General features: G+C 33.5%; 23 protein-coding genes. 19 read left to right on the forward strand and 4 right to left on the reverse strand.

Annotation, left to right across the window (positions count from 1 at the left end):
• The first annotated feature begins 10 nt into the window (after positions 1-10).
• From gap to K1X16_RS15995, 3 genes are all read left to right on the forward strand, one after another.
• On the forward strand, positions 11-1,012 hold the full coding sequence (gap, locus tag K1X16_RS15985; RefSeq protein ID WP_195871264.1) for a type I glyceraldehyde-3-phosphate dehydrogenase: 1,002 nt from the start codon (positions 11-13) through the stop codon (positions 1,010-1,012).
• 83 nt (positions 1,013-1,095) lie between these two features.
• Positions 1,096-1,965, forward strand: a complete 870-nt coding sequence (locus K1X16_RS15990; protein WP_225037115.1) for an N-acetylglucosamine kinase — start codon at positions 1,096-1,098, stop codon at positions 1,963-1,965.
• 118 nt (positions 1,966-2,083) lie between these two features.
• Positions 2,084-2,266: a hypothetical protein gene (locus K1X16_RS15995; RefSeq protein ID WP_195871262.1), complete on the forward strand. Its 183-nt coding sequence runs from the start codon at positions 2,084-2,086 to the stop codon at positions 2,264-2,266.
• 53 nt (positions 2,267-2,319) lie between these two features.
• Here the strand turns inward: K1X16_RS15995 and K1X16_RS16000 are convergent, their stop codons facing one another.
• Positions 2,320-3,585 carry an MFS transporter gene (locus tag K1X16_RS16000; RefSeq protein WP_225037116.1) on the reverse strand — a complete coding sequence of 422 codons (1,266 nt, stop codon included), beginning with the start codon at positions 3,583-3,585 and terminating at the stop codon, positions 2,320-2,322.
• A 1-nt stretch (position 3,586) separates the two neighbouring features.
• Entirely contained in the window at positions 3,587-5,215 is a 1,629-nt protein-coding gene (locus tag K1X16_RS16005) for an acyl-CoA carboxylase subunit beta (RefSeq protein WP_195871260.1), read from the reverse strand.
• Between the two features lie 185 nt (positions 5,216-5,400).
• Between K1X16_RS16005 and K1X16_RS16010 the strand changes: the two genes are divergently transcribed.
• From K1X16_RS16010 to ettA, 6 genes are all read left to right on the forward strand, one after another.
• Positions 5,401-5,931, forward strand: coding sequence for an NADPH-dependent FMN reductase (locus K1X16_RS16010; RefSeq protein WP_225037117.1), 531 nt, complete (start codon positions 5,401-5,403; stop codon positions 5,929-5,931).
• Positions 5,932-5,934: 3 nt separating this feature from the next.
• Positions 5,935-6,216, forward strand: coding sequence for a GNAT family N-acetyltransferase (locus tag K1X16_RS16015; RefSeq protein WP_195871258.1), 282 nt, complete (start codon positions 5,935-5,937; stop codon positions 6,214-6,216).
• Between the two features lie 31 nt (positions 6,217-6,247).
• Positions 6,248-6,685, forward strand: coding sequence for a MarR family winged helix-turn-helix transcriptional regulator (locus K1X16_RS16020; RefSeq protein WP_225037118.1), 438 nt, complete (start codon positions 6,248-6,250; stop codon positions 6,683-6,685).
• A gap of 31 nt (positions 6,686-6,716) precedes the next feature.
• Positions 6,717-7,442, forward strand: coding sequence for a pirin family protein (locus K1X16_RS16025; RefSeq protein WP_225037119.1), 726 nt, complete (start codon positions 6,717-6,719; stop codon positions 7,440-7,442).
• A 93-nt stretch (positions 7,443-7,535) separates the two neighbouring features.
• Positions 7,536-7,718 carry a CAL67264 family membrane protein gene (locus K1X16_RS16030; protein WP_157361696.1) on the forward strand — a complete coding sequence of 61 codons (183 nt, stop codon included), beginning with the start codon at positions 7,536-7,538 and terminating at the stop codon, positions 7,716-7,718.
• A 97-nt stretch (positions 7,719-7,815) separates the two neighbouring features.
• Positions 7,816-9,507, forward strand: a complete 1,692-nt coding sequence (gene ettA / locus K1X16_RS16035; RefSeq protein ID WP_225037120.1) for an energy-dependent translational throttle protein EttA — start codon at positions 7,816-7,818, stop codon at positions 9,505-9,507.
• A 50-nt stretch (positions 9,508-9,557) separates the two neighbouring features.
• On the opposite strand, the gene K1X16_RS16040 is transcribed toward ettA, so the two are convergent.
• Together K1X16_RS16040 and K1X16_RS16045 are read right to left on the reverse strand one after the other, a co-directional pair.
• Positions 9,558-9,761, reverse strand: a complete 204-nt coding sequence (locus K1X16_RS16040; protein ID WP_195871254.1) for a hypothetical protein — start codon at positions 9,759-9,761, stop codon at positions 9,558-9,560.
• A 9-nt stretch (positions 9,762-9,770) separates the two neighbouring features.
• Complete coding sequence (locus tag K1X16_RS16045; RefSeq protein ID WP_195871253.1) at positions 9,771-9,998, reverse strand: hypothetical protein; 228 nt, start codon at positions 9,996-9,998, stop codon at positions 9,771-9,773.
• Between the two features lie 314 nt (positions 9,999-10,312).
• Between K1X16_RS16045 and K1X16_RS16050 the strand changes: the two genes are divergently transcribed.
• The 10 genes from K1X16_RS16050 (at position 10,313) to K1X16_RS16095 (ending at position 22,036) form a co-directional block, all read left to right on the forward strand.
• Positions 10,313-11,659, forward strand: coding sequence for a microtubule-binding protein (locus K1X16_RS16050; protein ID WP_225037121.1), 1,347 nt, complete (start codon positions 10,313-10,315; stop codon positions 11,657-11,659).
• Between the two features lie 417 nt (positions 11,660-12,076).
• Positions 12,077-13,138: a hypothetical protein gene (locus K1X16_RS16055; protein WP_195871251.1), complete on the forward strand. Its 1,062-nt coding sequence runs from the start codon at positions 12,077-12,079 to the stop codon at positions 13,136-13,138.
• Between the two features lie 8 nt (positions 13,139-13,146).
• Positions 13,147-13,509, forward strand: coding sequence for a four helix bundle protein (locus K1X16_RS16060; RefSeq protein WP_195871250.1), 363 nt, complete (start codon positions 13,147-13,149; stop codon positions 13,507-13,509).
• Positions 13,510-13,743: 234 nt separating this feature from the next.
• A complete protein-coding gene (locus K1X16_RS16065; RefSeq protein ID WP_225037122.1) occupies positions 13,744-15,699 on the forward strand; it encodes an AAA family ATPase in 1,956 nt (651 codons plus the stop codon).
• Between the two features lie 174 nt (positions 15,700-15,873).
• The gene (locus K1X16_RS16070; protein ID WP_225037123.1) at positions 15,874-16,455 is read left to right on the forward strand and encodes an NUDIX domain-containing protein; all 582 of its coding nucleotides are present in this window, start codon (positions 15,874-15,876) and stop codon (positions 16,453-16,455) included.
• Between the two features lie 132 nt (positions 16,456-16,587).
• Positions 16,588-17,823 carry a DUF6638 family protein gene (locus tag K1X16_RS16075; protein WP_195871247.1) on the forward strand — a complete coding sequence of 412 codons (1,236 nt, stop codon included), beginning with the start codon at positions 16,588-16,590 and terminating at the stop codon, positions 17,821-17,823.
• 128 nt (positions 17,824-17,951) lie between these two features.
• Complete coding sequence (locus K1X16_RS16080) at positions 17,952-18,500, forward strand: YqkE family protein (protein ID WP_225037124.1); 549 nt, start codon at positions 17,952-17,954, stop codon at positions 18,498-18,500.
• A gap of 95 nt (positions 18,501-18,595) precedes the next feature.
• Positions 18,596-20,290 (forward strand): hypothetical protein, encoded by a 1,695-nt coding sequence (locus tag K1X16_RS16085; protein WP_225037125.1) that lies wholly within the window; start codon positions 18,596-18,598, stop codon positions 20,288-20,290.
• A 551-nt stretch (positions 20,291-20,841) separates the two neighbouring features.
• Entirely contained in the window at positions 20,842-21,450 is a 609-nt protein-coding gene (locus tag K1X16_RS16090; RefSeq protein ID WP_225037126.1) for a hypothetical protein, read from the forward strand.
• Positions 21,451-21,565: 115 nt separating this feature from the next.
• The gene (locus K1X16_RS16095) at positions 21,566-22,036 is read left to right on the forward strand and encodes a hypothetical protein (RefSeq protein WP_225037127.1); all 471 of its coding nucleotides are present in this window, start codon (positions 21,566-21,568) and stop codon (positions 22,034-22,036) included.
• The last annotated feature ends 3 nt before the right edge of the window (positions 22,037-22,039 follow it).

Raw genomic sequence — 22,039 nt, forward strand, 5'->3', positions numbered from 1 at the left:
AGATAGAGTAATGGCAAATTTAAAATTAGGAATCAACGGATTCGGTAGAATAGGAAGAATTGTATTTAGAGCAACTGTAAAGCGTAACGACGTTGATGTTGTTGCAATTAATGATTTATTAGATGTAGATCACTTAGCATATTTATTAAAGTACGATTCAGTACATGGTAGGTTTGATGGAACAGTAGAGGTAAAGGACGGACAATTAATAGTAGACGGAAAAACAATTCGTGTAACTGCTGAAAAAGATCCTAAAAATCTTAAATGGGATGAAGCAGGAGCAACTGTAGTTGCAGAATGTACAGGTATTTTTACTTCGCTTGAAACAGCACAATACCATATTGATGGTGGTGCTAAAAAAGTAGTAATTTCTGCACCTAGTAAAGATGCACCAATGTTTGTAATGGGTGTTAATGATAGTAAGTTAACTGCTAATGATACTATTGTGTCTAATGCATCTTGTACAACAAACTGTTTGGCTCCAATTTCTAAAGTAATTGAAGATAACTTTGGTATTGAAGAAGGCTTAATGACAACAATTCACGCGGCAACGTCTACACAGTTTACTGTAGATGCACCTTCACGTAAAAATTACCGTTTAGGGCGTTCTGCAATTAACAATATTATTCCAAGTTCTACAGGTGCTGCAAAAGCAGTAGGTAAAGTAATACCTGAATTAGACGGAAAGTTAACAGGTATGGCATTTAGAGTACCAACTGTAGATGTATCTGTTGTAGATTTAACGGTTAAAACAAAGAAAGCAACATCTTTAGAAGCTATTAAAGCGGCTATGAAAAATGCCTCTGAAACTTCTATGGAAGGTGTATTAGGTTATACAGAAGATGCTGTAGTATCTCAAGATTTTGTAAGTGAAGAACGCACTAGTGTTTTTGATGCAGATGCGTCAATTGAATTAAACTCTACATTCTTTAAGTTAGTGTCTTGGTACGATAATGAGTTTGGTTATTCAAACAAATTGGTTGATTTAGCTCAAAAAGTAAACAGCTTATAATATATAACATTGTAATAATTCTAAAATTCCGTAGGATTATGAATTAGTCATAGTCTACGGAATTTTTATTATACTTTAATTTCATGATTTTAATTACAGACGGAGGGTCTACAAAGTGTGATTGGATTGCCATTGATGACGATGGTAAACAAAGCGTTGATAAAATCCGCACCAAAGGATTAAACCCAGCCATTGTTGCAGAAAAAAAACTAAATAAAATTATTCGAAAGAGTAAAGAGTTAATGGCTCTTGCTGATGAGGTAACTCATATTTATTTTTATGGCGCAGGTTGTGGTACTGATAAGCCAACTTTACTACTAAAATCAATACTAGAGTTTTACTTTAAAAACGCCATTGTAGAAGTTAGAGAAGACACCTACGCTGCAGTAAGAGCATGTATTGAGTCTAATGATGAAGCTGCTGTGGTTTGTATCTTAGGAACCGGATCTAATTGTAGTTATTTTGATGGTAAAGATCTACACCAACGTGTATCTAGTCTTGGCTTTATTTTAATGGACGATGCCAGCGGAAATTATTTCGGTAAACAACTCATTAGAGATTATTTCTTTAATAAAATGCCAGATACCATTAGTGTTGCGTTTGCGCATAAGCATAATTTAGATGCAGATTTTATTAAATATAATCTTTATAAGCAAACCAATCCAAGTGCCTATCTCGCAGATCATGCTGAGTTTATGTTTATAAATAAAGATTCAGAATATATAAGTAATATTATTACCAAAGGCATTCGGTTATTTGCCGAAAATATGATTCTTCAGTATAAAGATGAATTAAAAGCAGGTGTTCCAGTTCACTTTGCAGGTTCTATCGCTTATTTTGGTCAAGCTGAAATTAAGCAAGTTGCAAAAGAATACGGATTTAAAGTGGGTAATTTTGTAAGACGACCAATAGAAGGCTTAGTAGATTATCACGTTAAAAATTTAAAACAATAAAAATACTTTACAACGCAGTTTTGTTCATTTCCTGTTAATAAAACACGGCTTACCTGTTGTAAAACTTATTAATTGGTTATATCTTTGTACCAACAAAACGTAAAAAACGACAATTATTATGTTCGACTTTGATCAGTACTTAGGATTTTTAGCATTTTTAACCATATTAACAATTGGGTTTTGGTTAATGATTTTCCTTATGACTTTTGTAATCCCTTATTGGTTATTTGGTTCAACAATGGAACGTTTAAAAGAAATGAAAGCAGAAAAGAAAGCTAAGCGTGAAGGTTTAACGCAGTAATAGTTTTATATCATATTAAAAAAAGAGCGCTATTTGCGCTCTTTTTTTATGCCTTATCTTTTCTTGGTAGTACGGTAAAAACCATACGAAGCTAATAACCCTATACAACTAAATACTACTAATACCATAAAGGTGTTCTGTAAACCTGTGATTTTATCCGGATTATCTAATAAAATTCCAAAAAGTGGACCTGAGAAAATTTCAGGAGTATAGCCAATTACAGAAATCAATCCAACAGCAGTTCCGGTTAAAGCAACGGGAATTTTTGCTTCATCTAAGGTTGCAAAATACAACACTCGACAAGAATAAACTCCAATAGCTAAAAGCAAAATATTGATGGTAAATAGCAACGTCGTATTGGCATTAATAAGATCAGACGTAAATAACAAACTCGATATTATAGAGACTATAAATCCTATCATAAGCCATAAAGACGGTTTCGTTTTATCTGCCAAAAGCCCAATAACCACTCCAATAACTGGTCTGATATATAAAAGAAAAGTTCCAATAGCTGCAGAATCAATAGGATCGTATTTCATTACGCTAGTAGCGTAAAGTGTAAAAATATCAGTCGCTTTATAACCTGTATAAGCACAAATAATAATGAGCATCAACAACCAAATAGATGGCATTTTTAATAATACTTTAAAACTTGACCTGTCAAATAATTCTGATTGCTTCTGAGCTGATTTGGTTTGTAGTGGTTTTAAAAAGAAATAAACCAATAAAGCTATTAATGCAACAAGTATAGAACAAACTAGGATTACTTGTTTAAAAGCTTCTTTACGTTCTATAAGTGTACTATTAGAAATATCAGTCGCAATAAATAATGTAAATACAAAGACACCAATGGAGCCAAATGCAGCTGCTACTAAACCACGACCACCATCTAAGAAGCCAAAAGCCAAACCTTGCTTTTTGTCGCCTCCCCAAATTCTAGTGGCTTTAATCATTGCTGCCCAAAATAAAAAAATGGTTGTAAAACCCCAATAGCCATATAAAATCTTTAGCTCAAAATAATTAGGGAATGTCGCCAAATATAAACCGCCAACAGCAGTTAAGAGTAGTGCTAAAGCCATCAACTTATTGGGGTGAAATTTATCAGCTAATGGACCACCAAACAAATAGGAGACCAGTGCTACAATACCATAAATTGAAAAGCAATATCCAATATCTTCATTATTGATAGCAAGGACTTCAAGAAATGTTGGTCTAAAAATACGTTGCAATACAAAAGGTAAAATAAAAACAGCCTCAGCTGCTAATATCAATAATATTATAACATACAAAGGCTGTTTTTTTATGTTGTCTTTCTGCATGTTATACTTGCAGAACTCCCATATTAAAAGGCTTCTCAATAGGAGCGTGGTTAGCGGCTTCAATGCCCATAGAAATCCAAGTTCTGGTATCTAAAGGATCAATAACGCCATCTGTCCAAATTCTAGAAGCTGCATAATATGGAGACACTTGGTCATCGTATCTCGATTTTATCTTGTTGAATAATTCCTCTTCTTTTTCCTTAGTAATGGTTTCGCCTTTCTTTTTAAGCGAAGCCGTTTCAATCTGAAGCAATACTTTTGCAGCAGAATTTCCACTCATTACAGCGAGTTCTGCACTTGGCCAAGCAGCAATCAACCTTGGGTCGTATGCTTTTCCGCACATCGCATAATTTCCTGCACCATAACTATTACCTAAAACAATAGTAAATTTAGGTACTACAGAATTACTAACGGCATTTACCATTTTAGCGCCATCTTTAATTATTCCGGAATGTTCAGATTTACTACCCACCATAAATCCTGTTACATCTTGAAGAAATACCAAAGGAATTTTTTTCTGATTACAATTCGCTATAAAACGTGTGGCTTTATCTGCAGAATCGTTATAAATAACTCCACCAAACTGCATTTCGCCTTTTTTAGTTTTTACTAGTTTTCGTTGATTAGCCACAATACCAACAGCCCAACCTTCAATTCTCGCATAAGCAGTGATAATGGTTTTACCATAATCTTCTTTGTATTCATCAAATTCAGAATTATCAACCAAGCGCTTTATGATCTCTTTCATATCATATTGGTCCGCTCGACCTTTTGGAAGAATGCCGTAGATATCTTCAGGATTCTCTTTAGGTTTTTTAGAATCGGCTCTATTGTAACCTGCTTTATCAAAATCACCAATTTTATCAACTATAGATTTTATTTTGTCTAAAGCAGCTTTATCATCTTTAGCTTTATAATCTGTAACCCCAGAAATTTCACAATGTGTCGTTGCACCTCCTAGAGTTTCATTGTCTATTGATTCTCCAATAGCAGCTTTTACCAAATAACTTCCTGCTAAGAAAATACTACCTGTTTTATCTACAATCAACGCTTCATCACTCATAATAGGTAAATACGCTCCACCTGCAACGCAACTTCCCATAACAGCAGCAATTTGGGTAATTCCCATGCTACTCATTACGGCATTATTTCTAAAAATGCGTCCAAAGTGTTCCTTGTCTGGAAAAATTTCATCTTGCATTGGTAGAAAAACTCCAGCGCTATCTACTAAATAAATAATCGGTAATCGGTTTTCAATAGCAATTTCTTGAGCACGTAAATTCTTCTTTCCTGTAATAGGAAACCAAGCTCCAGCTTTTACTGTAGCATCATTGGCCACAACAATACATTGCTTTCCTTGTATATAACCCATTTTTACAACCACACCTCCAGAAGGGCAGCCTCCATATTGTTCATACATACCATCACCTGCAAATGCACCTATTTCTATAGATTTAGCTTTAGGATCTAACAGGTAGTTTATGCGCTCACGAGCCGTCATCTTACCTTTACTATGATGTTTAGCGATGCTTTTTTCGCCACCACCTAATTTTACCTGAGCGAAACGTTTTTTTAGATCAGAAACTAAAAGTTTATTGTGATCTTCGTTTTTATTGAATTTGATATCCATATTTTATTGCCCACAAAAGCGGGTGTCTTTTATAAGGTTATAGCTTTACTTTGTTTTGTACGAATTTACAAAACGAATCCATGTTTGGAAAGTGAATGTTTTGTTAAAATATAATACAGGGAATTATATTCCTTGGGATATATATGATTTTATTGTAAATTTAAACTTCAAAAAAAACAATTTTAATGAAACATATAATAGCATTTGCTGGTAGTAACAGTTCCGATTCAATCAATAAACAATTAGTAACCTATACAGCATCGCTTGTAGATAATGCAAAAGCTACAATTTTAGATCTTAATGATTTCGATTTACCAATCTTTAGTAAAGATTTGGAAGCCAAAGAAGGTATACCAAAAAATGCCATCAAATTTTTAGATATCCTGAAAGAAGGGGATGGCATTATAGTATCATTAGCAGAAAATAATGGATCATATGCAGCTGTATTTAAAAATTTATTCGATTGGTTGTCGCGAGCAGAACAGAAAAATTGGTTAGGAAAACCTATGTTATTAATGGCATCCTCACCAGGAGCTAGAGGCGGACAATCGGTTTTACAAATAGCTTTAGATCGTTTTCCGCGACATAATGCTGATATCGTTGGAAAATATTCACTTCCATCTTTTAATGATAACTTTTCTGAAGGAAAGATTACCAATACAGAGTTAAATAATGAATTATTAACGCAAGTCAAACAATTTAAAAATAGTATTTAAATCATGGAATTAAAACATATAGAATCAAAATCAGAAAATAAATTTTACCTGTTAGACGGAGATAAAGAGATAGGCGAGATGACTTATGTATATACCGAAGACCAAACTATTGACCTTAACCATACAGAAATTGATAGCGCTTACCGAGGGCAAAGTCTAGGACAAAAACTGATTAATGCTGCCATAGACTTTTTAATAAAAAACAATTTAAAAGCGACAGCAAGTTGTCCTTATGCTAAAAAGATGTTAGAGCGAAGCGAACAGTATTCTGCTGTAAAAGTTTAAACTCCATCTCTTCAAAAGACCAAAGACTTATATGGGAAACATAGCAAAAGATATCAATTCAACCTTCGAGAATAATCGAATTAAAGCCATGCTGAATATCGTATATACAGCAAATTGGATTACGAGTCGTCAGAATGTGTTTTTTAAAGACTATGGCATCTCTCAACAACAGTATAATATATTACGAATATTAAAAGGCGCTGACAAACCACTAAGGGTTAAAACCATTAAAAGCAGAATGTTAGAGCGTTCACCAAACGCCACGCGATTAATGGATAAACTTTGTGCTAAAGACCTCATTGAACGGTTTCCGTCTGAGAATGATAGACGTGTTGTAAAAATTGCAATCACCAAAACGGGTATGAATCTCTTAGAGTCCATTCCAGATGATTTTAATAACGAGATTATTAAAAACCTGAATGAAGATGAGGCCAACCAGCTAAGTGACTTGTTAGATAAAATGCGTTGACCAATTCCTACGAATGCAGTAATCTCATATCATGAAAAAAATAATACATAAAGCAGAAGACAGAGGGTTTGCAAACCATGGATGGTTACAGGCTAATCATTCGTTTAGTTTTGCAAGTTGGCATAATCCCGAAAAAGTACATTTTGGAGCTTTAAGAGTTCTAAATGATGATGTCATTGCACCAAAAATGGGCTTTGGTACACATCCACACGATAATATGGAAATTATTACAATGCCATTACAAGGCATTTTAAAACATCGAGATAACATGAATACTGAATGGCAAGCTGTAGTTCCAGGTGAGGTGCAAGTAATGTCAGCAGGAACAGGAGTTCAGCATTCTGAAATTAACGGATCTGTTGATGAACACTTGAGTTTGTTTCAAATTTGGATTATTCCCGAAAAACGAAATGTAGAACCTCGTTATGATCAAAAACGGTTTAATGTAAACGCTAGAAAAAATAAACTTCAAACAGTAGTAACGTCTTTTAAAGATGCGGATAATGAGAGTTTGAAAATTCATCAAGATGTAAAAGTTTCACGTATTGACTTATCTAAAGGAACATCGTTCAATTATAAATTGAAAAGTGAAAAACACGGAGTTTATATGATGAATATCTTTGGATCCATTGAAGTGGAAGGAGACATTTTAGACGCCAGAGATGCTGTCGGAATTTCAGAAATTGATAGTTTTACTGTCACATCATATTCCGACAGTGAATTATTATGTATTGAAGTTCCTATGCTAAAATTGTAATTTATTTATGATAGAAGCATCACCAATTGTGGCATTTTGTTTATTTAAAATACGATATTTGTAAATTAACTAACTATTAAACTAAGATTGATTATGGCAATGAATAAAAATACAGTACTGTCTTGGGCTACCTGGATTATGATATTTGTAGGACTTGGGCTTATTGCTCTTGGAGCATTTAGGTACGATGATGTTGCAGGTTGGGGATTCGCAGCTGTTGGAGGCGGTTTTTTCTGCATCGCATGGGTATTTAATGCGCTAAAGGGTAGAGTTTAATTTCTTAACTGTACTGTATAACAACCGCTTTTTTAAAAACATTATTAATTCTAAAACTTTATATCTCTTTGACTAAAGTTTAAAAACTAACAACCAAATGAGTGACGATAAAAAAGTAATTTTCGCAATGTCTGGTCTTACAAAGACCTTTTCAGGAGCAAACACTCCTGTTTTAAAAAATATATACTTAAGCTTCTTTTATGGAGCTAAGATTGGGATTTTAGGTCTCAACGGTTCAGGTAAATCTACCTTATTAAAGATTATCGCAGGAGTCGATAAAAACTACCAAGGTGATGTTGTTTTTCAACCTGGTTATTCGGTTGGATACTTAGAACAAGAGCCACAACTAGATGATGAAAAAACGGTTATGGAAGTCGTTAAAGAAGGTGCTGCTGAAACGGTTGCCATTCTAGATGAATACAATAGTATTAACGATCAGTTTGGCTTAGAAGAATTTTATAGTAATCCAGATAAGATGGAGAAACTTATGAACCGTCAAGCCGAATTGCAAGATCAAATTGATGCTGCAGGAGCATGGGAATTAGATACCAAGCTCGAAATAGCCATGGACGCATTAAGAACGCCAGATGGAAATAAAAAAATTGGAGTGCTTTCTGGTGGTGAACGTCGTCGTGTAGCGTTATGCCGTTTATTATTACAAGAACCAGATGTGCTATTATTAGATGAGCCTACCAACCATTTAGATGCAGAATCTGTACATTGGTTAGAGCATCATTTAGCACAGTATAAAGGAACTGTTATTGCTGTAACACACGATAGATATTTTCTAGATAATGTTGCAGGATGGATTTTAGAACTCGATAGAGGTGAAGGTATTCCTTGGAAAGGAAACTATTCATCTTGGTTAGATCAAAAATCGAAACGTATGGCGCAAGAAAGCAAAACAGCTTCTAAACGTCAAAAAACCTTAGAACGCGAGCTCGATTGGGTACGTCAAGGGACAAAAGGTCGTCAAACAAAGCAAAAAGCACGTTTGAAGAACTATGACAAACTTATGAGTCAAGATCAAAAACAACTCGACGAAAAATTAGAAATCTATATTCCTAACGGTCCACGTTTAGGAACTAATGTTATTGAAGCCCTTGGTGTTGCTAAAGGTTACGATGATAAATTATTGTATGATGATTTAAATTTTAACTTGCCTCAGGCAGGTATTGTTGGTATTATTGGACCAAATGGTGCTGGTAAAACAACCATTTTCAGAATGATAATGGGAGAAGAAACACCAGACAAAGGAGAATTTAAAGTCGGAGAAACAGCTAAGATTGCTTACGTCGATCAAAAACACTCTAACATTGATCCGGAAAAAACAATTTGGCAGAACTTCAGTGACGAGCAAGAGTTGGTTATGATGGGTGGAAAAGAAGTCAATTCTAGAGCCTATTTAAGTCGATTTAATTTCTCTGGTGGTGAACAAAATAAAAAGGTAAAACTACTTTCTGGTGGTGAACGAAACCGTTTACATTTAGCAATGACACTAAAAGAAGAAGGTAATGTATTACTTTTAGATGAGCCTACTAATGATTTAGATGTTAATACATTACGTGCATTAGAAGAAGGTTTAGAAAACTTTTCAGGTTGTGCCGTTGTTATTAGTCACGATAGATGGTTCTTAGATAGAATCTGTACGCATATTTTAGCTTTTGAAGGTGATTCACAAGTCTATTTCTTCGAAGGAGGATTTAGTGATTACGAAGAAAATAAGAAGAAACGTTTAGGTGGAGATATCATGCCAAAACGAATTAAGTATAGAAAATTAGTGCGATAATTTTAATTGCATTTAAACGAAAAAAAGAGCCAGCAAATTGCTGGCTCTTTTTATTTATCACTGTAGATGTGATTATTATTTAGGTAATAATTGTTTTCAATATTTAAGTTTTGTAAGTCTTCAAAATTAGACTGAAAATTACCTATTTCCCTATTTATAGATGCATCATGCTCATGTGCGTACAAATCAGCTTTACTATAAAAGATAAATATGGCAAAAAATATAAAAAAAGGAATTAATACTATAAGACTCATAGTCATTTATTAATTATCATCATAAAGATGACCGCTTGATAAATCTTCACCAGATTTTTCATAATCCGTATAAGCGTTAGTTTGCATTAACTTTCTATTTTCTGCTTTGAGCTTATACATCTTAAGGATTGCTACTAAAATAAAAACAAGAAAAATCGTTGCCACAGCTATTAAAATCATTGTAAGTTGTGTTGTCGTCACAATTATAGCCTTTGAAAACAGGTTAATATTTATCATTTTACTTTGTAGATTTGGATTCTATAATGTAAATATAGAAAAAAAGTTGATGTTAAATACTTAATATTAAAATATTTACAATCTTTTAGTTCACAATAACACCGATAAACTGTTAAAAAAGTCCGTTAAACCACTGTGTTTTTAAGGGAAACAGAAAGTTATCTAACTGTTAAGCAAATTTAATATTTTTTATTTTTTGTAACATTTTCAAAATATATGCTACTTATATTTTAGCAATTAAAGTTTTTATAGTCTTAAAAATTTACCGAAATTGTTATCCTTTAAACTGTTCAACTTAATAACACTAGACAAATATGCCTGATGATTTTGATTTATTAGAAACAAATTCCAACGAAAAAACTGAAAAAGTAGATGTAAATTGGGGAAAAGCGATTGACCAAATGAAGTCAAAGCTGGCTCAAGAAGATGATCCAGAGAGTCGTCAGAAAATATTGAATGCAACATTAGATAATGTTGTAGATATGGCAGAAAAAGATAGAACTACTTTATTAGATGCCATTAAAGACTTAACAGATTACCAAGATGAAGTAGGTATAATGTTTGAAGGCTTTTCGGCCCTAAATGCTGCAGAACAAAAAATCATTGACGATGCCATTAAACGTTTAGAGCGTGCAAAAGTTGAACTAGAAGACGCTAAAAACAAGCCAGATACGTGGTGGAATAATCTTTGGGGACGAAAAAGTAAAATAAGAGATGCAGAACAAGAACTTCAAAATGCACAGAAAGAGCGCGATGCTTCAGACAACAAAGCAAAAGCTATGTTTCAGCAACGTATCGAAACTGCAGATGTTCAGACGTTATTAAACGAGTTGTCATTTAAAAGTCAAGCGGCAATCCAACGTTTAAAAGATAGAGAAATCGAAATAAAAGAAGTTGAAGAAAGTCTTAAAACGGCCATAGTAGAAGCTTCTAATAATCATACAAAAGCCCTTCAAAAGAAACAAGAAGTAGAAGATAAGCTCGAAGAGCAGTATGCACTTTTAAAACAAGCACGTCAGGCTTTAGAAGAAGTAGCAGATAAACAATCTACAGAATATTCAGATGCCTTAGCCAAAGTAACCACTTTAGAGCAAAAAGTTGAAGAGTTAGAAGGTCTCAAAAATGCTTACACCACCTTAGCAGCTTCAAAGGATAGTTTTGTGCATAAGCATAATCTTACCATTAAAGTGTTAACGTCGTTACGTAGTAACTTACAAACACATCGTGCAAAATTAAAATCAGATACAGACGAGCGACTAAAATATTACGATGGTTATGTGGTAGCATTAAAAGCACGTACAGATCAAGAATTCGCAGCTATTTTAGAGCATTTAGGGGTTAAAACCGATGAGCATATCGGTGAAACTTTAGCTGCCATGCATACCGCAAGTGCTAAAGCGCGTCAAGAAATGATGGATAATATACCGGTTCACGAAAAAGTAATGCAAGGTGTTTACGGCAGTTATGCAGAAGCCTTAGGAGAAATCAGAACTAAAGATGCAGAAATCCAAAAGAACTTTGCAGACCGTTATGGTATTGACATGAAAGAAATTTTTGATGAATATTATAAAGTAGATCCAAATGCACCAGCTGGTGATGGAGGAGGAGAGCCAGCAGGCCAACCAAAACCAGAAGCTAGTGAAGATGATCTTTTAGGGTAATTTAATAATGGCGTTACCTACTTTTGTTTTTAATGACAAAAGTAGGTCAGGCTTTCACTACTCGCTCTCTGCGAGGAGCTCAAACAGGCCGTTCAATCCTTAACGCAATAACTCGAGTTCATAGAAAGAAACAATTACTAATTATAACAAAATAGAAAGAACGATGACTAATAGAGGATTGCTACTATTTTTAATCATATTCTTTGTGTTCTCGTCAATTGGAAATTATATGTTTCGGCATGAGAAAGATATTATTTCTTCAATAGCAATTTCTGCAGTTTCTTCATTAATCGTTTTCTTGATTTTTATTGTAAAGCGTGAATGGGATAAAAAACAAAAAATGTGAATTTTAAAATTAATTTATTAAAAAAAGATTAGTATTCGTGGCAAACAGAATACTGTCAACTGCCTGCAAAAATGATAGTTACACCTTTAGATTCAGCAATATTAGATTCCAAAGAACAGTATGTGTTCTATCACAAAATGATAGATTTTACATTAAAGGAACTCATTGTTGCTGTTCAGCAAAAACAAATATTAAATCAGCAAGAAGTACTCTTGTTTAAACAATACAGCGATTTATTGTTGTATTCTATTGAAGCCATGCGTGTAAAATATATGTATGACGAAGAGGAAAACATGAAAGTCGATTTAACCGACTCAAGCTTTCCTAATTATTTAGAATTCCGCTATTTGTTTAACGATCTCGCCTTACGAGAAGATTATTTAGGTAAACTCACAGATGTAGATACTTTAAAAGAAGAGTTTTTAGATACATTAATGCGAAAGAAAGAGCCTATTTCTAAACGCAAACTCTTTCAAGCGGCATCTATTGTTTATTATACATCAGCAAAGAAAGAATATATTTTTAACCGTTTTGTTCAAGGTAAAATTATAACAGCGCCAGAAGGTTCGCCGGCAGAATACTTAGTCAGCTGGAGTTTCTACGATGTGTCGCATAACAGACCATTTATTTGTTACATGTACTTTAATTACGATGGTAAAGATCCTTTAAATGACCGCAACGAAATTTACAGGGCTTTAAAAACTATTGCAGATAGAGAAATGGCTTTAGATACTATGGCATATGGCATTGATAAACGTTTACCTAAAGTGCTACCTAAATTAATTAAGCGTGTCGATTTAGGACCAATTCATAATGTATTTGCTAAAGACGAAAACAAAGTGACTCATGCTATTTTACAGAGTATCGCAAATAAGGAAATTCCGTTAGAATCGTTTGCAGTTTCATTTAAAGTAGACGAGTTAAAATCCGGAAGCGAATTTAAAGAGGGTGGCTTTTTTAGTAAGCAAACCTATCAACGTTGGGATGCCGCATATAGGCAACGGTATATTTTTGCACCACATAGAATAATTCAAATGCTATATAATAAAACACCTGAGGTTATGAATAAGTTGGCGATGGCACCAGTGCAAATAAGCAGTTTAGAGTCCTCAGTTAGCAGTTATAAAAAGTAAAGTATAATATGTCGTTTAAAACATTGTTGGCATATCAAAAAGGATTTGAATCAGCTATGGAAATATTTCATATGACTAAAAATTTTCCTAAGTCCGAAATGTTTGGCTTAACATCACAAATGGTAAGGTCGAGTAGAGCGGTTTGTTCCAATATTGCTGAAGGATATAGAAAACGTCAATATGAAAAGCATTTTAAAAGCAAATTGTCAGATGCAGATAGTGAAAATTCAGAGACTCAATTGTGGTTAGATTTTGCATTAGCATGTGAATATATAACTGAAACTAAAAAACAAGAATTACAATATAAAAGTGAAGAAATAGGAAAACTTATCAATTACATGATGAAGAATCCTGGTAAATTCGGATTATAAATACAAAGTAAGTCCTCTAGTTGGCAGTCCTCAGTTGGCAGTCCGCAGTTGGTGTAACATAATGTGATTTTTCAACATAAGATTAAATGATTTAAAAAACTGAATACTAAATTAACGCAACAATAAGCCGCAACAGTAAGTACTGAATACTGAAGACTGCCAACTGAATACTAAATTAACGCAACAGTAAGTACTGCGAACTGAAGACAGAAAACTGAAGACTATAAAAAAAACATGGAACACAACTCAACCTTCCCTATAAAACAAAACGAATTAGATATGCTTCGCGATGAAGCAACCTCTTATTTAAAATCTATTCAATGGGAGCAAAGTCAACGTGCGAAGAATAAAGATAATGATGCCAAAGACGAATCTATTTTATTGTATTTATCTAGAGCAAATAACGGTAGTAATGTTAATGTGACGTCAGTTTCAAAAACCATTTTAGCTTTAAAAAAGCGGTTATTACCAGAATCGGTTGCACTGCCTATTAATCTAAATCAATCCTTATATGCTGTTCAAGAAGGCATAAACTTAGGGCTTTGGATTAAGGATTCATATTACGATGCGTCAGGACTTTCGAGTTTAAGTGAAAATAAATCGGCATTAGATAATTCTGGAAGACGTGAGTATGAAAGTAAAATGCATACCGCAACCGCTTTCATGTTATTTGCTGCGGCTTATAAGATTCTTCACGATTTAAAACCACATGCTTCAGACGATTTATCTGTAATGAAACAGAAGTTTGCAGGCATTCCAGAAGTATCATTATTAACACCTTTAAAAGGTATATCGTGTCAACTGTTTTATTACGACAAGTATTTAGGACATCCTGAGATTATAAAATCAGATAAAGATGTTATCGATTTTACAGTCGTTTATTTTGAGGCCTTAATAGATGAAATTCAACTTCGAAAAAGTAGTTTAGAATATACAGAAACCGTTTCAGACAGAACTTACAAATTAGAAAACAGTGATTTTGCAGTTTCAGGATGGGAAAATGTATTTCAAGGTACAGCAAAAAGTATCGAATTCAATAAAATACAATTCGAACAAATTGTAGGAAACCGAGATGCCAAGCATTTTGCACGTCGCTTAACTGAGCGTTTGTTGAGTTATGATATTGAAGCAAAGAAAAACCCGTTTCAAGAATTAGGTGGTTTTATGCCTGTGTTTATGGGTTATGGTATTCCTGGAACAGGTAAAAGTATGTTAATTGCTGCTATTGCAACCCGATTAAAAGAACATTCCGATAATTTAGAGATTCCATTTTTATTCCACCCAATGCCAGATACATTGATATCTACATTTCAGGGTGGTTCTGCCGAAAAAATGGTGGAGTGGATGAAACCTTTACAAGATCCAACACGCTTAATTTTTGCACCAATTGACGATGCCGAAAATAACCTACAGGAACGAACAGCACAAGGTGTTTCCGCTGGAGTAAAAGAAGTAATTGGTGTGTTTTTAAGATATACAGAAGGAGCTTATGCGGTGAATTATGGTAACAGCTCCATTGGTTTATTTACCAATTTACCTGAAATGCTGGATAAAGCTGTGATTTCGCGTGTACAAGGAAGATTTAAAATTGATGGTGCACGAACTGAACATGATTTTGTTGATCAAGATTACATTTGGTGGAAGAAGTTAAAGGAAACCATGCCCGATTTTGTAAACATGAATGATCCTGAGGTCTATAAATATTTATCCGATCAAAGTTTAGCAAATAGTATGGGCGAAATCTTAAATTTGGTTGAGCATCCAACAGAAGCGCGTGTACATGATACCTTTGATAAAGTTGAAAAGTTGCATCAAAATAACGATCACATGTTTTATGCGGCTTTATACAAAGAGATTCAAAAAATATTTCCGTTTTTCTCTTCGAGAGATGTCAGAAACATTCAGTCAGCAATTTCATTACGATTAACAGATTTCGATTTAGAAAAAGATTGGTTTGAGAATCCTGAAACGTATTTCAAAAAGGATTATGACACCAAATTTAAGATGCTTCAAGAATTAATGAAAGCCAATATGAAAGGTTTAAATTTTTCAGATATAAGACGACAAGAGGTTATAAGATATTTAGATAATGTGGCAACCATTGCAGATACCGATTTTAAACGAAAAGTAGATGCCAGAGTGAATCAGTTAAATATTGAGACTGAAGCGAGAGCGCAGTTTGGGAAGTAAAGGTATTAGTAAAAAAGTGTAAAGTAAAAAGTGTGTAGTCTTTGTCATTCCGACAGAACGAGGCACGAGCGACGAGGAATCTGATAAAGGGAAAACCTTACTAATAAATAGATTGCTGCAGTTAGCGAAGAAGTTAGCTTCGCAATGACATAAAGTAGAATGTTTTATAAAAATATGAACAACCTAAAAAACATAACCAAAACAACCCTATCAAATGATTGGGCAAAACTAGATAGAATAGATTACGATTATCAATTCGAAAATGGCGAATGGAAACGTTTATCACGCGAAACCTATAACAGAGGAAATGGTGCGGCCATTTTATTATATAATCCAGAAAAAAGAACGGTAATTTTAACCAAACAATTCCGCATGCCAGCTTACGAAAATAACAATACAGATGGCATGTCAATTGAGGCTTGTGCTGGTGCAATTGATAATAACGATAGTGCTTTAGAAACTATTATTCGAGAAACTGAGGAAGAGGTAGGCTATAAAATAAACGATGCTGAGCAAGTATTAACTGCTTATACGTCACCAGGCGCTTTAACGGAAAAGATGTTTTTATTTGTAGCCGCATATAATGAAAATATGAAAATTTCTAAAGGCGGTGGCTTAGATAGTGAAGATGAAGAAATAGACATTCTAGAACTTCCGTTTTTTAAAGTTATAGAAATGATTACAAATGAAGAGATTATTGATGCTAAGACCATTATGTTAGTACAATATGCTCAGATTAATAAATTATTAGAATAGTTGTTATTCCTGTAAAAACAGGAATCTAATGAATTAAAAAATTAAATAATAACAATAAACTCTGTGTATCTCTGTGTTACTCAGCGAAACTCAGCGTAAAATATGAGATTACCACTTTTGTGGGATATAACTATGCAAAAACTAAAACAAGCCAACTTATACCGCAGCGAACTTATTCCCATAAGCGGAAAACTAGTGGAGCGTTATAACAAATGCTTAAAAACGATGGGCTTTGCAGAAACCAAATTGAAGTCGTTTTTTATTGATGGTATGGGTTGGAGTCCAGAAGTAGCTGAAGAACATAAGAATATGCATTACCTTAATCATGGTGAGGCAAATCCACATGGCATTATTATTACACCATTACAAAAAGGTAAACCGGTTTATTTGCCATTTCACTCGTTTGATAAAGAAATGATGCAACATGTGTTTAGAACCCATGGTCAAAAAATTAATGATATTACCAGAGATTCTGCTATTTGCATAGATTTTGACCAAAATATTGATGTCTTTTACGAGCCATTAGATGTTTTAAAATATGACAATATCAATATCACTTTTAGGCTTATTGATCATCTAGAACAAGTTCAAAAAGACCAATTAGCATTAGTTGATATCTTTAAAACCGGTAACAATTTTATAGATGAGAATATTCATCAGCAACTTTTAGATTCGGCAAATACATATGGTGATTTAAGACATAGGGACTTAAGCTTACACCCTTTACATTTTTCTACTAATTCATTTTTTACTAGAGCTTTTGGTGGTGTGTATGTACTGAGAGACTTTATAAAACCTATTGTGGTTTTTGAAAATAAAGAAGCTTATAAAGAAGCTATAAAAGATACGATCCATGATGTGTTAATTTACCACATTGCGCAACCAGAATTAGTCGATAAATTAAAAGACCATTTAATTATTGAATGTGATTTGGAAGACATGGTAAAAACACCAAATTACGACCGCATTAAAAAATATGAATTGGCACAGTTTTTAAAAGAAACGGAACATCCTATTAATGATATTTTGAATGATAATGTACTATTTAAAAGTTATTTAAACAAAATAGATATCAATGCTAGAAAACAAGTGATGAGCGTGGAAATCTATCTTGAAAAATTAGAACGTAGCAATGCTTATAAAATTGAAGACATCGTAGATCAAACCTTTTACTTTGCGTTACATCAACCGCATTCGTCATTATCTTCTGAGCATCGCGATTTAATCCATAAGCTGTTAATTAACATTGCACCAAGGGATGTTTTATTTTTATATTGGTACGATAAGGAACAGTTTTATAAGAGTTATGAGACTTGGGAGGATTCTTTTAGGGATTGGGTAATTGGGAGGATTGGTAACAATATCTAAGTTTTTTAGACTAATTTAGTAGAGTGCTTTTATTGCACGCAGAGACGCAAAGGCGCAAAGGAAATATTAATATAAGTTGAGCACTGAACTCCGTTCTTCAAGCTACCAACTTCAAACTTTTAACAACCATGGGAATAGAACTCGTCATTTTTATATCAGCTATTTTATTCGGAATTTTTCTGTACTGGAGAGAGTCCAATGGAAATGGCGCCTATCGCTTTTTAAATAAAATAGTGAATAGTAAAGAACTTCAAATGAAAGCTAATAATCCTAAAGGATTTGTGTATAAACAATCGCTTTTACCGCGTCTTATTTTTGTGGTAAGTCTGGTGTTGGTTGCAGCTTTAATTATTGAGTTTTTAACACCAATTGCTGTATTTAGCAGTTATAACGGGATATCCGCATTTGCCTCATTTGCCGTGGGCACACTTATAGGTACTTACTTGGCTAGTTTTATAATTAAATCGTCTGAAGTTATTGAAGAACAAAGCGTATCCTTGGAAGATAAATTTGATGATGTTGTTGAAAAAGGAAAAGATTTTTTAGAAGACCTAAAAAACAAGGATAACAAAGCCGTAGAAGAAGCTAAAAAAGAAATTGAAAACGAACCTGAAGCAAAAATGAATGAAAAAAGTGCTCGGGAACGTTTAAAGGATAAAGGACTTATGTCATTCTGAGCACAGTCGAAGAATCTCATAAAGCATTTGAAACTTAAATAATTAGAAATATTAATTTAAACTAGGAGATTCCTGCTTTCGCAGGAAGCATTACCATGATAAAAAACTACTGGAACAAAGGAGGCAAACAAAAACGAATCGTAATATTCACGGCATTGCTATTGGTTGTGTTATTGTTCTTTTTTAGGGACGATTATCAACCTGTTTTATTATTTCTACGCAAATACATATTCGTCATTATAATCAGTTTACTGGTTTTATTTTTGGGTTTACGAAAATTCAGAAAATCAGCAAATGTCAGTAGTCGTTTAGGTATTTTAGCCTTATTAATTGTGTTCTTCGGAATTCTATATGTTGTTGGTTGGCACTATAAAATGTACGATTACATGAAAACTTACAATGTTTTTAATGATCTCAATAAAGTAGAAATTAACGAATTACCATTAACGCAAAACGAACGTATACAGCCGTTAAGAAATGTGTTTTCAATGGCCAACGAGAGTGTTGGTGAAACCAAGGATGTGTCTTTACCACATTTGGTGCGCATTGGTACTGAGAATAAATGGACCATGGCCATTCAGCCTAGTGAGAAGTATGTGATGCAGCGTATTAGTGATAATACTGAAGAAGTGTTTTCGGTAAGTAGTACAACGCCTTTTCCAAGATTTTCTAATGAAAACAGAATTGATGTCACATTTTCAATAGGTGAATCCTTAAAATTCAGTAGAAACACCTACAATGCCGTTGTGCAACGTTTTAATCCTTGGATGCTATTTAATTATGAACCAAGTGATACATTTTATATGAAGAATGATGCTGGTAATTGGGTAGAAGTGGTCAGTTTAATTAAGTGGAAAGGTTTCTTTTTTCCTTATCCAAGTTTTGGTGGTGTAATGATTATTGATAGTGGAGAACACGATTTCAATGATTATTTAGAACGAATTACCATCGGAAAAGGAACATTTGTAAGTCCAGATGATATTAAGAACTATCCATTTTTAAATAAACAAAATACTTTAGCGGAAGAGGTATCTCAATTACAAGCCGAATCCTTAAAGTTTTTAGGAGGCTTTAGCGACCCTTTGCCATGGAATATGAAAACAGCGGTTAAAATACCGTTAATGCCTAAAGACCAGAATCAACAACCTTATGTTACTGATTTTGATTTTTCAGGATCAAATTCCGATGCCTACAGTGGTTTATATCATTGGTTTGGATTAGAACCTGTAGGTGATGAACGTACCAGTTTAAGTTATAGTGTGTTTGTACCTGCAGACGGAACGGATGCCTTGTTTTACTACGATCATGCTACTAAAAAGCAAGGTTATGCAGGTGTGTCTGCCATGCCACTTAAAGTTAAAGAATCGCGGAAGGAATACGATTGGAGTGCGAGTACACCTGTTGAATTCAGACCTTATATAAAAGATATCGCCGGGAGAAAACGTATGTTTTTCTTAGGAACCATTTCTTCTATTAGTTCTACAGACGCACAACAATTTGATGGCTCTGCAACACCAGATTTGGTGTTAATTGACAGTGAGTACAGAGATGTCATTTGGATCGATGTAAAACATCCAAGCACTTGGGATGAAGAAGTATATAAGCAATTAAACGAAGCGTGGAGATCTAGTGAAGGCATTGGCTATTACTACAAAGAAGAACCAAAGGATGAAGATATTGTGGAGCAAGTCATAGATTCGTTAATGCGTATTCCAAAGGCTAAAGATAATTCAGATAAGATTAATGCGTTACAACGAGAGTTGGATTCTTTGAAGGCTGTTAGCAATTAGAATGAAATGGTTTAAGCCAGTATATATTGTTTATGTTATAATACTTCTAATATTTATTGTATATGCAATTAGTGCTATAATTCAGTTTCCAGAATTACATAGTCGGAATGAAAATGAATATAATATGACGTCCATTCTGAGAACATTGAGTTATTATAGTCTATTTAAACCGTTGCTATATTTGTTAATTCCCGTTTTTGCAGTTTTATATAAGAGTAAATTAAGTTGGTTTCTATTACTTAGTTCCTTTTATTTACTTACATGCAACATTTTTGCAGTTTCATTATTTGATATGACGTATGAAGTAATGACATTCGACGTCGTTTATATTCTCACAATTATTGCGGTTTTGATTCTTCCGATTATTTCAATTTATATATTAAATAGACAAAACACCTATAAAAATTTTTACGGCATTGAAAAAAAATCACTCTTAATTTTTAATATAGTTGCGTTTATACTTGGTTGTGGAACAAGTATATTATTACTTATCAAAAGATATAATCTTTATTATAATACATTCTAACCCATTAAATAATCTGTAAAAAAGTATGTTATTTTCATTTTTCAATACATCAACAAAAGAAGAACGGTTTTGGAATTGGGTCGTTAAGAATAAAACAAAACTCGAAGCCTTTATTCACTCAGATTTTGAAGATTATACCGTTTATAATGGATTAAGTAAAGCACTTAAAAAGTACAATCCGTTATTGTTTCCTGAAATGACACTTTCTGATGAAAAAGTAGTTCTAATTATTACACCAGATGGCATGAAGGATGGTATTCTGCCAACACAAAAACTATTTGACGCCAAACCAGATTTAGACAATTGGATTGTGAAAAAGTTTAGGCAACCTAATGACGAAATAGAGTTGAATTTTGATGGAGTAGAATATCCAAGTTCAGCTATTAAAATACGAACAGTAATTAATGAAAATGAAGAAAAAGTAGATATTGAGATATATATCAAAAACATGGATTCAGATCCAAACAAACATAAAACTTTAGCTTTTTTATACCTAGATCATATTTTAGGAGAATTTAATACGATTACTAAAGTTGGTTACATTGATTTTAAACATTGGAGTGACGAGATGGATATTGATGATGGTATTTCAATTTTGCAACTGAGAAAACTTATAGAACAGGAATTGTATTGACAACTAATGTCAGACCTGTCAGGTTTTCGAAACCTGACAGGTCTTTTTTGTTTTTTACACGGAAATAGTTGTAACAAAACCCTCACATTTGCGACCTATAATATAAAGCAACTTTATGGGTTATATGGGTTTAGGATTGCAAAAATGGATTTACGCGATGCGACCACGTAAGCCATTTTCTATGCAACGAAAAGGCTCATTTACTGCTGTTCCAACCTATAGTCGAGAATTTAAACTTCAATATTCAAATAATGAAGGCAGTTATAATTTTGGTATCATCTTGTTCTTTATAATGGTTTTAGTAATTGCGTTAGCAATTCCACGTTGGATAGAAGATTCTAGATTACGTCACCAACAAGAATTGGCTTGGGCGATTCAAAAAGATAATTATGCCTTTAACTTCTTATTAAAATCTGGAAAATGGAGATTAAATAAAGGGAGAATTTCTGGAGCGTATTCAGAATTTAAATTGGCTTTTGCTATTAAACCAGATAATGTAGAATTGAACGCGCTACTTTTAGAAACCTTAGAAATTCTGTGCTTAGATTATAATCGTCACTGCGATGATTTATTAACGCTAGAGTAGAAG

Source organism: Winogradskyella sp. SM1960, from assembly GCF_020179375.1.
Lineage (GTDB): Bacteria > Bacteroidota > Bacteroidia > Flavobacteriales > Flavobacteriaceae > Winogradskyella > Winogradskyella marina.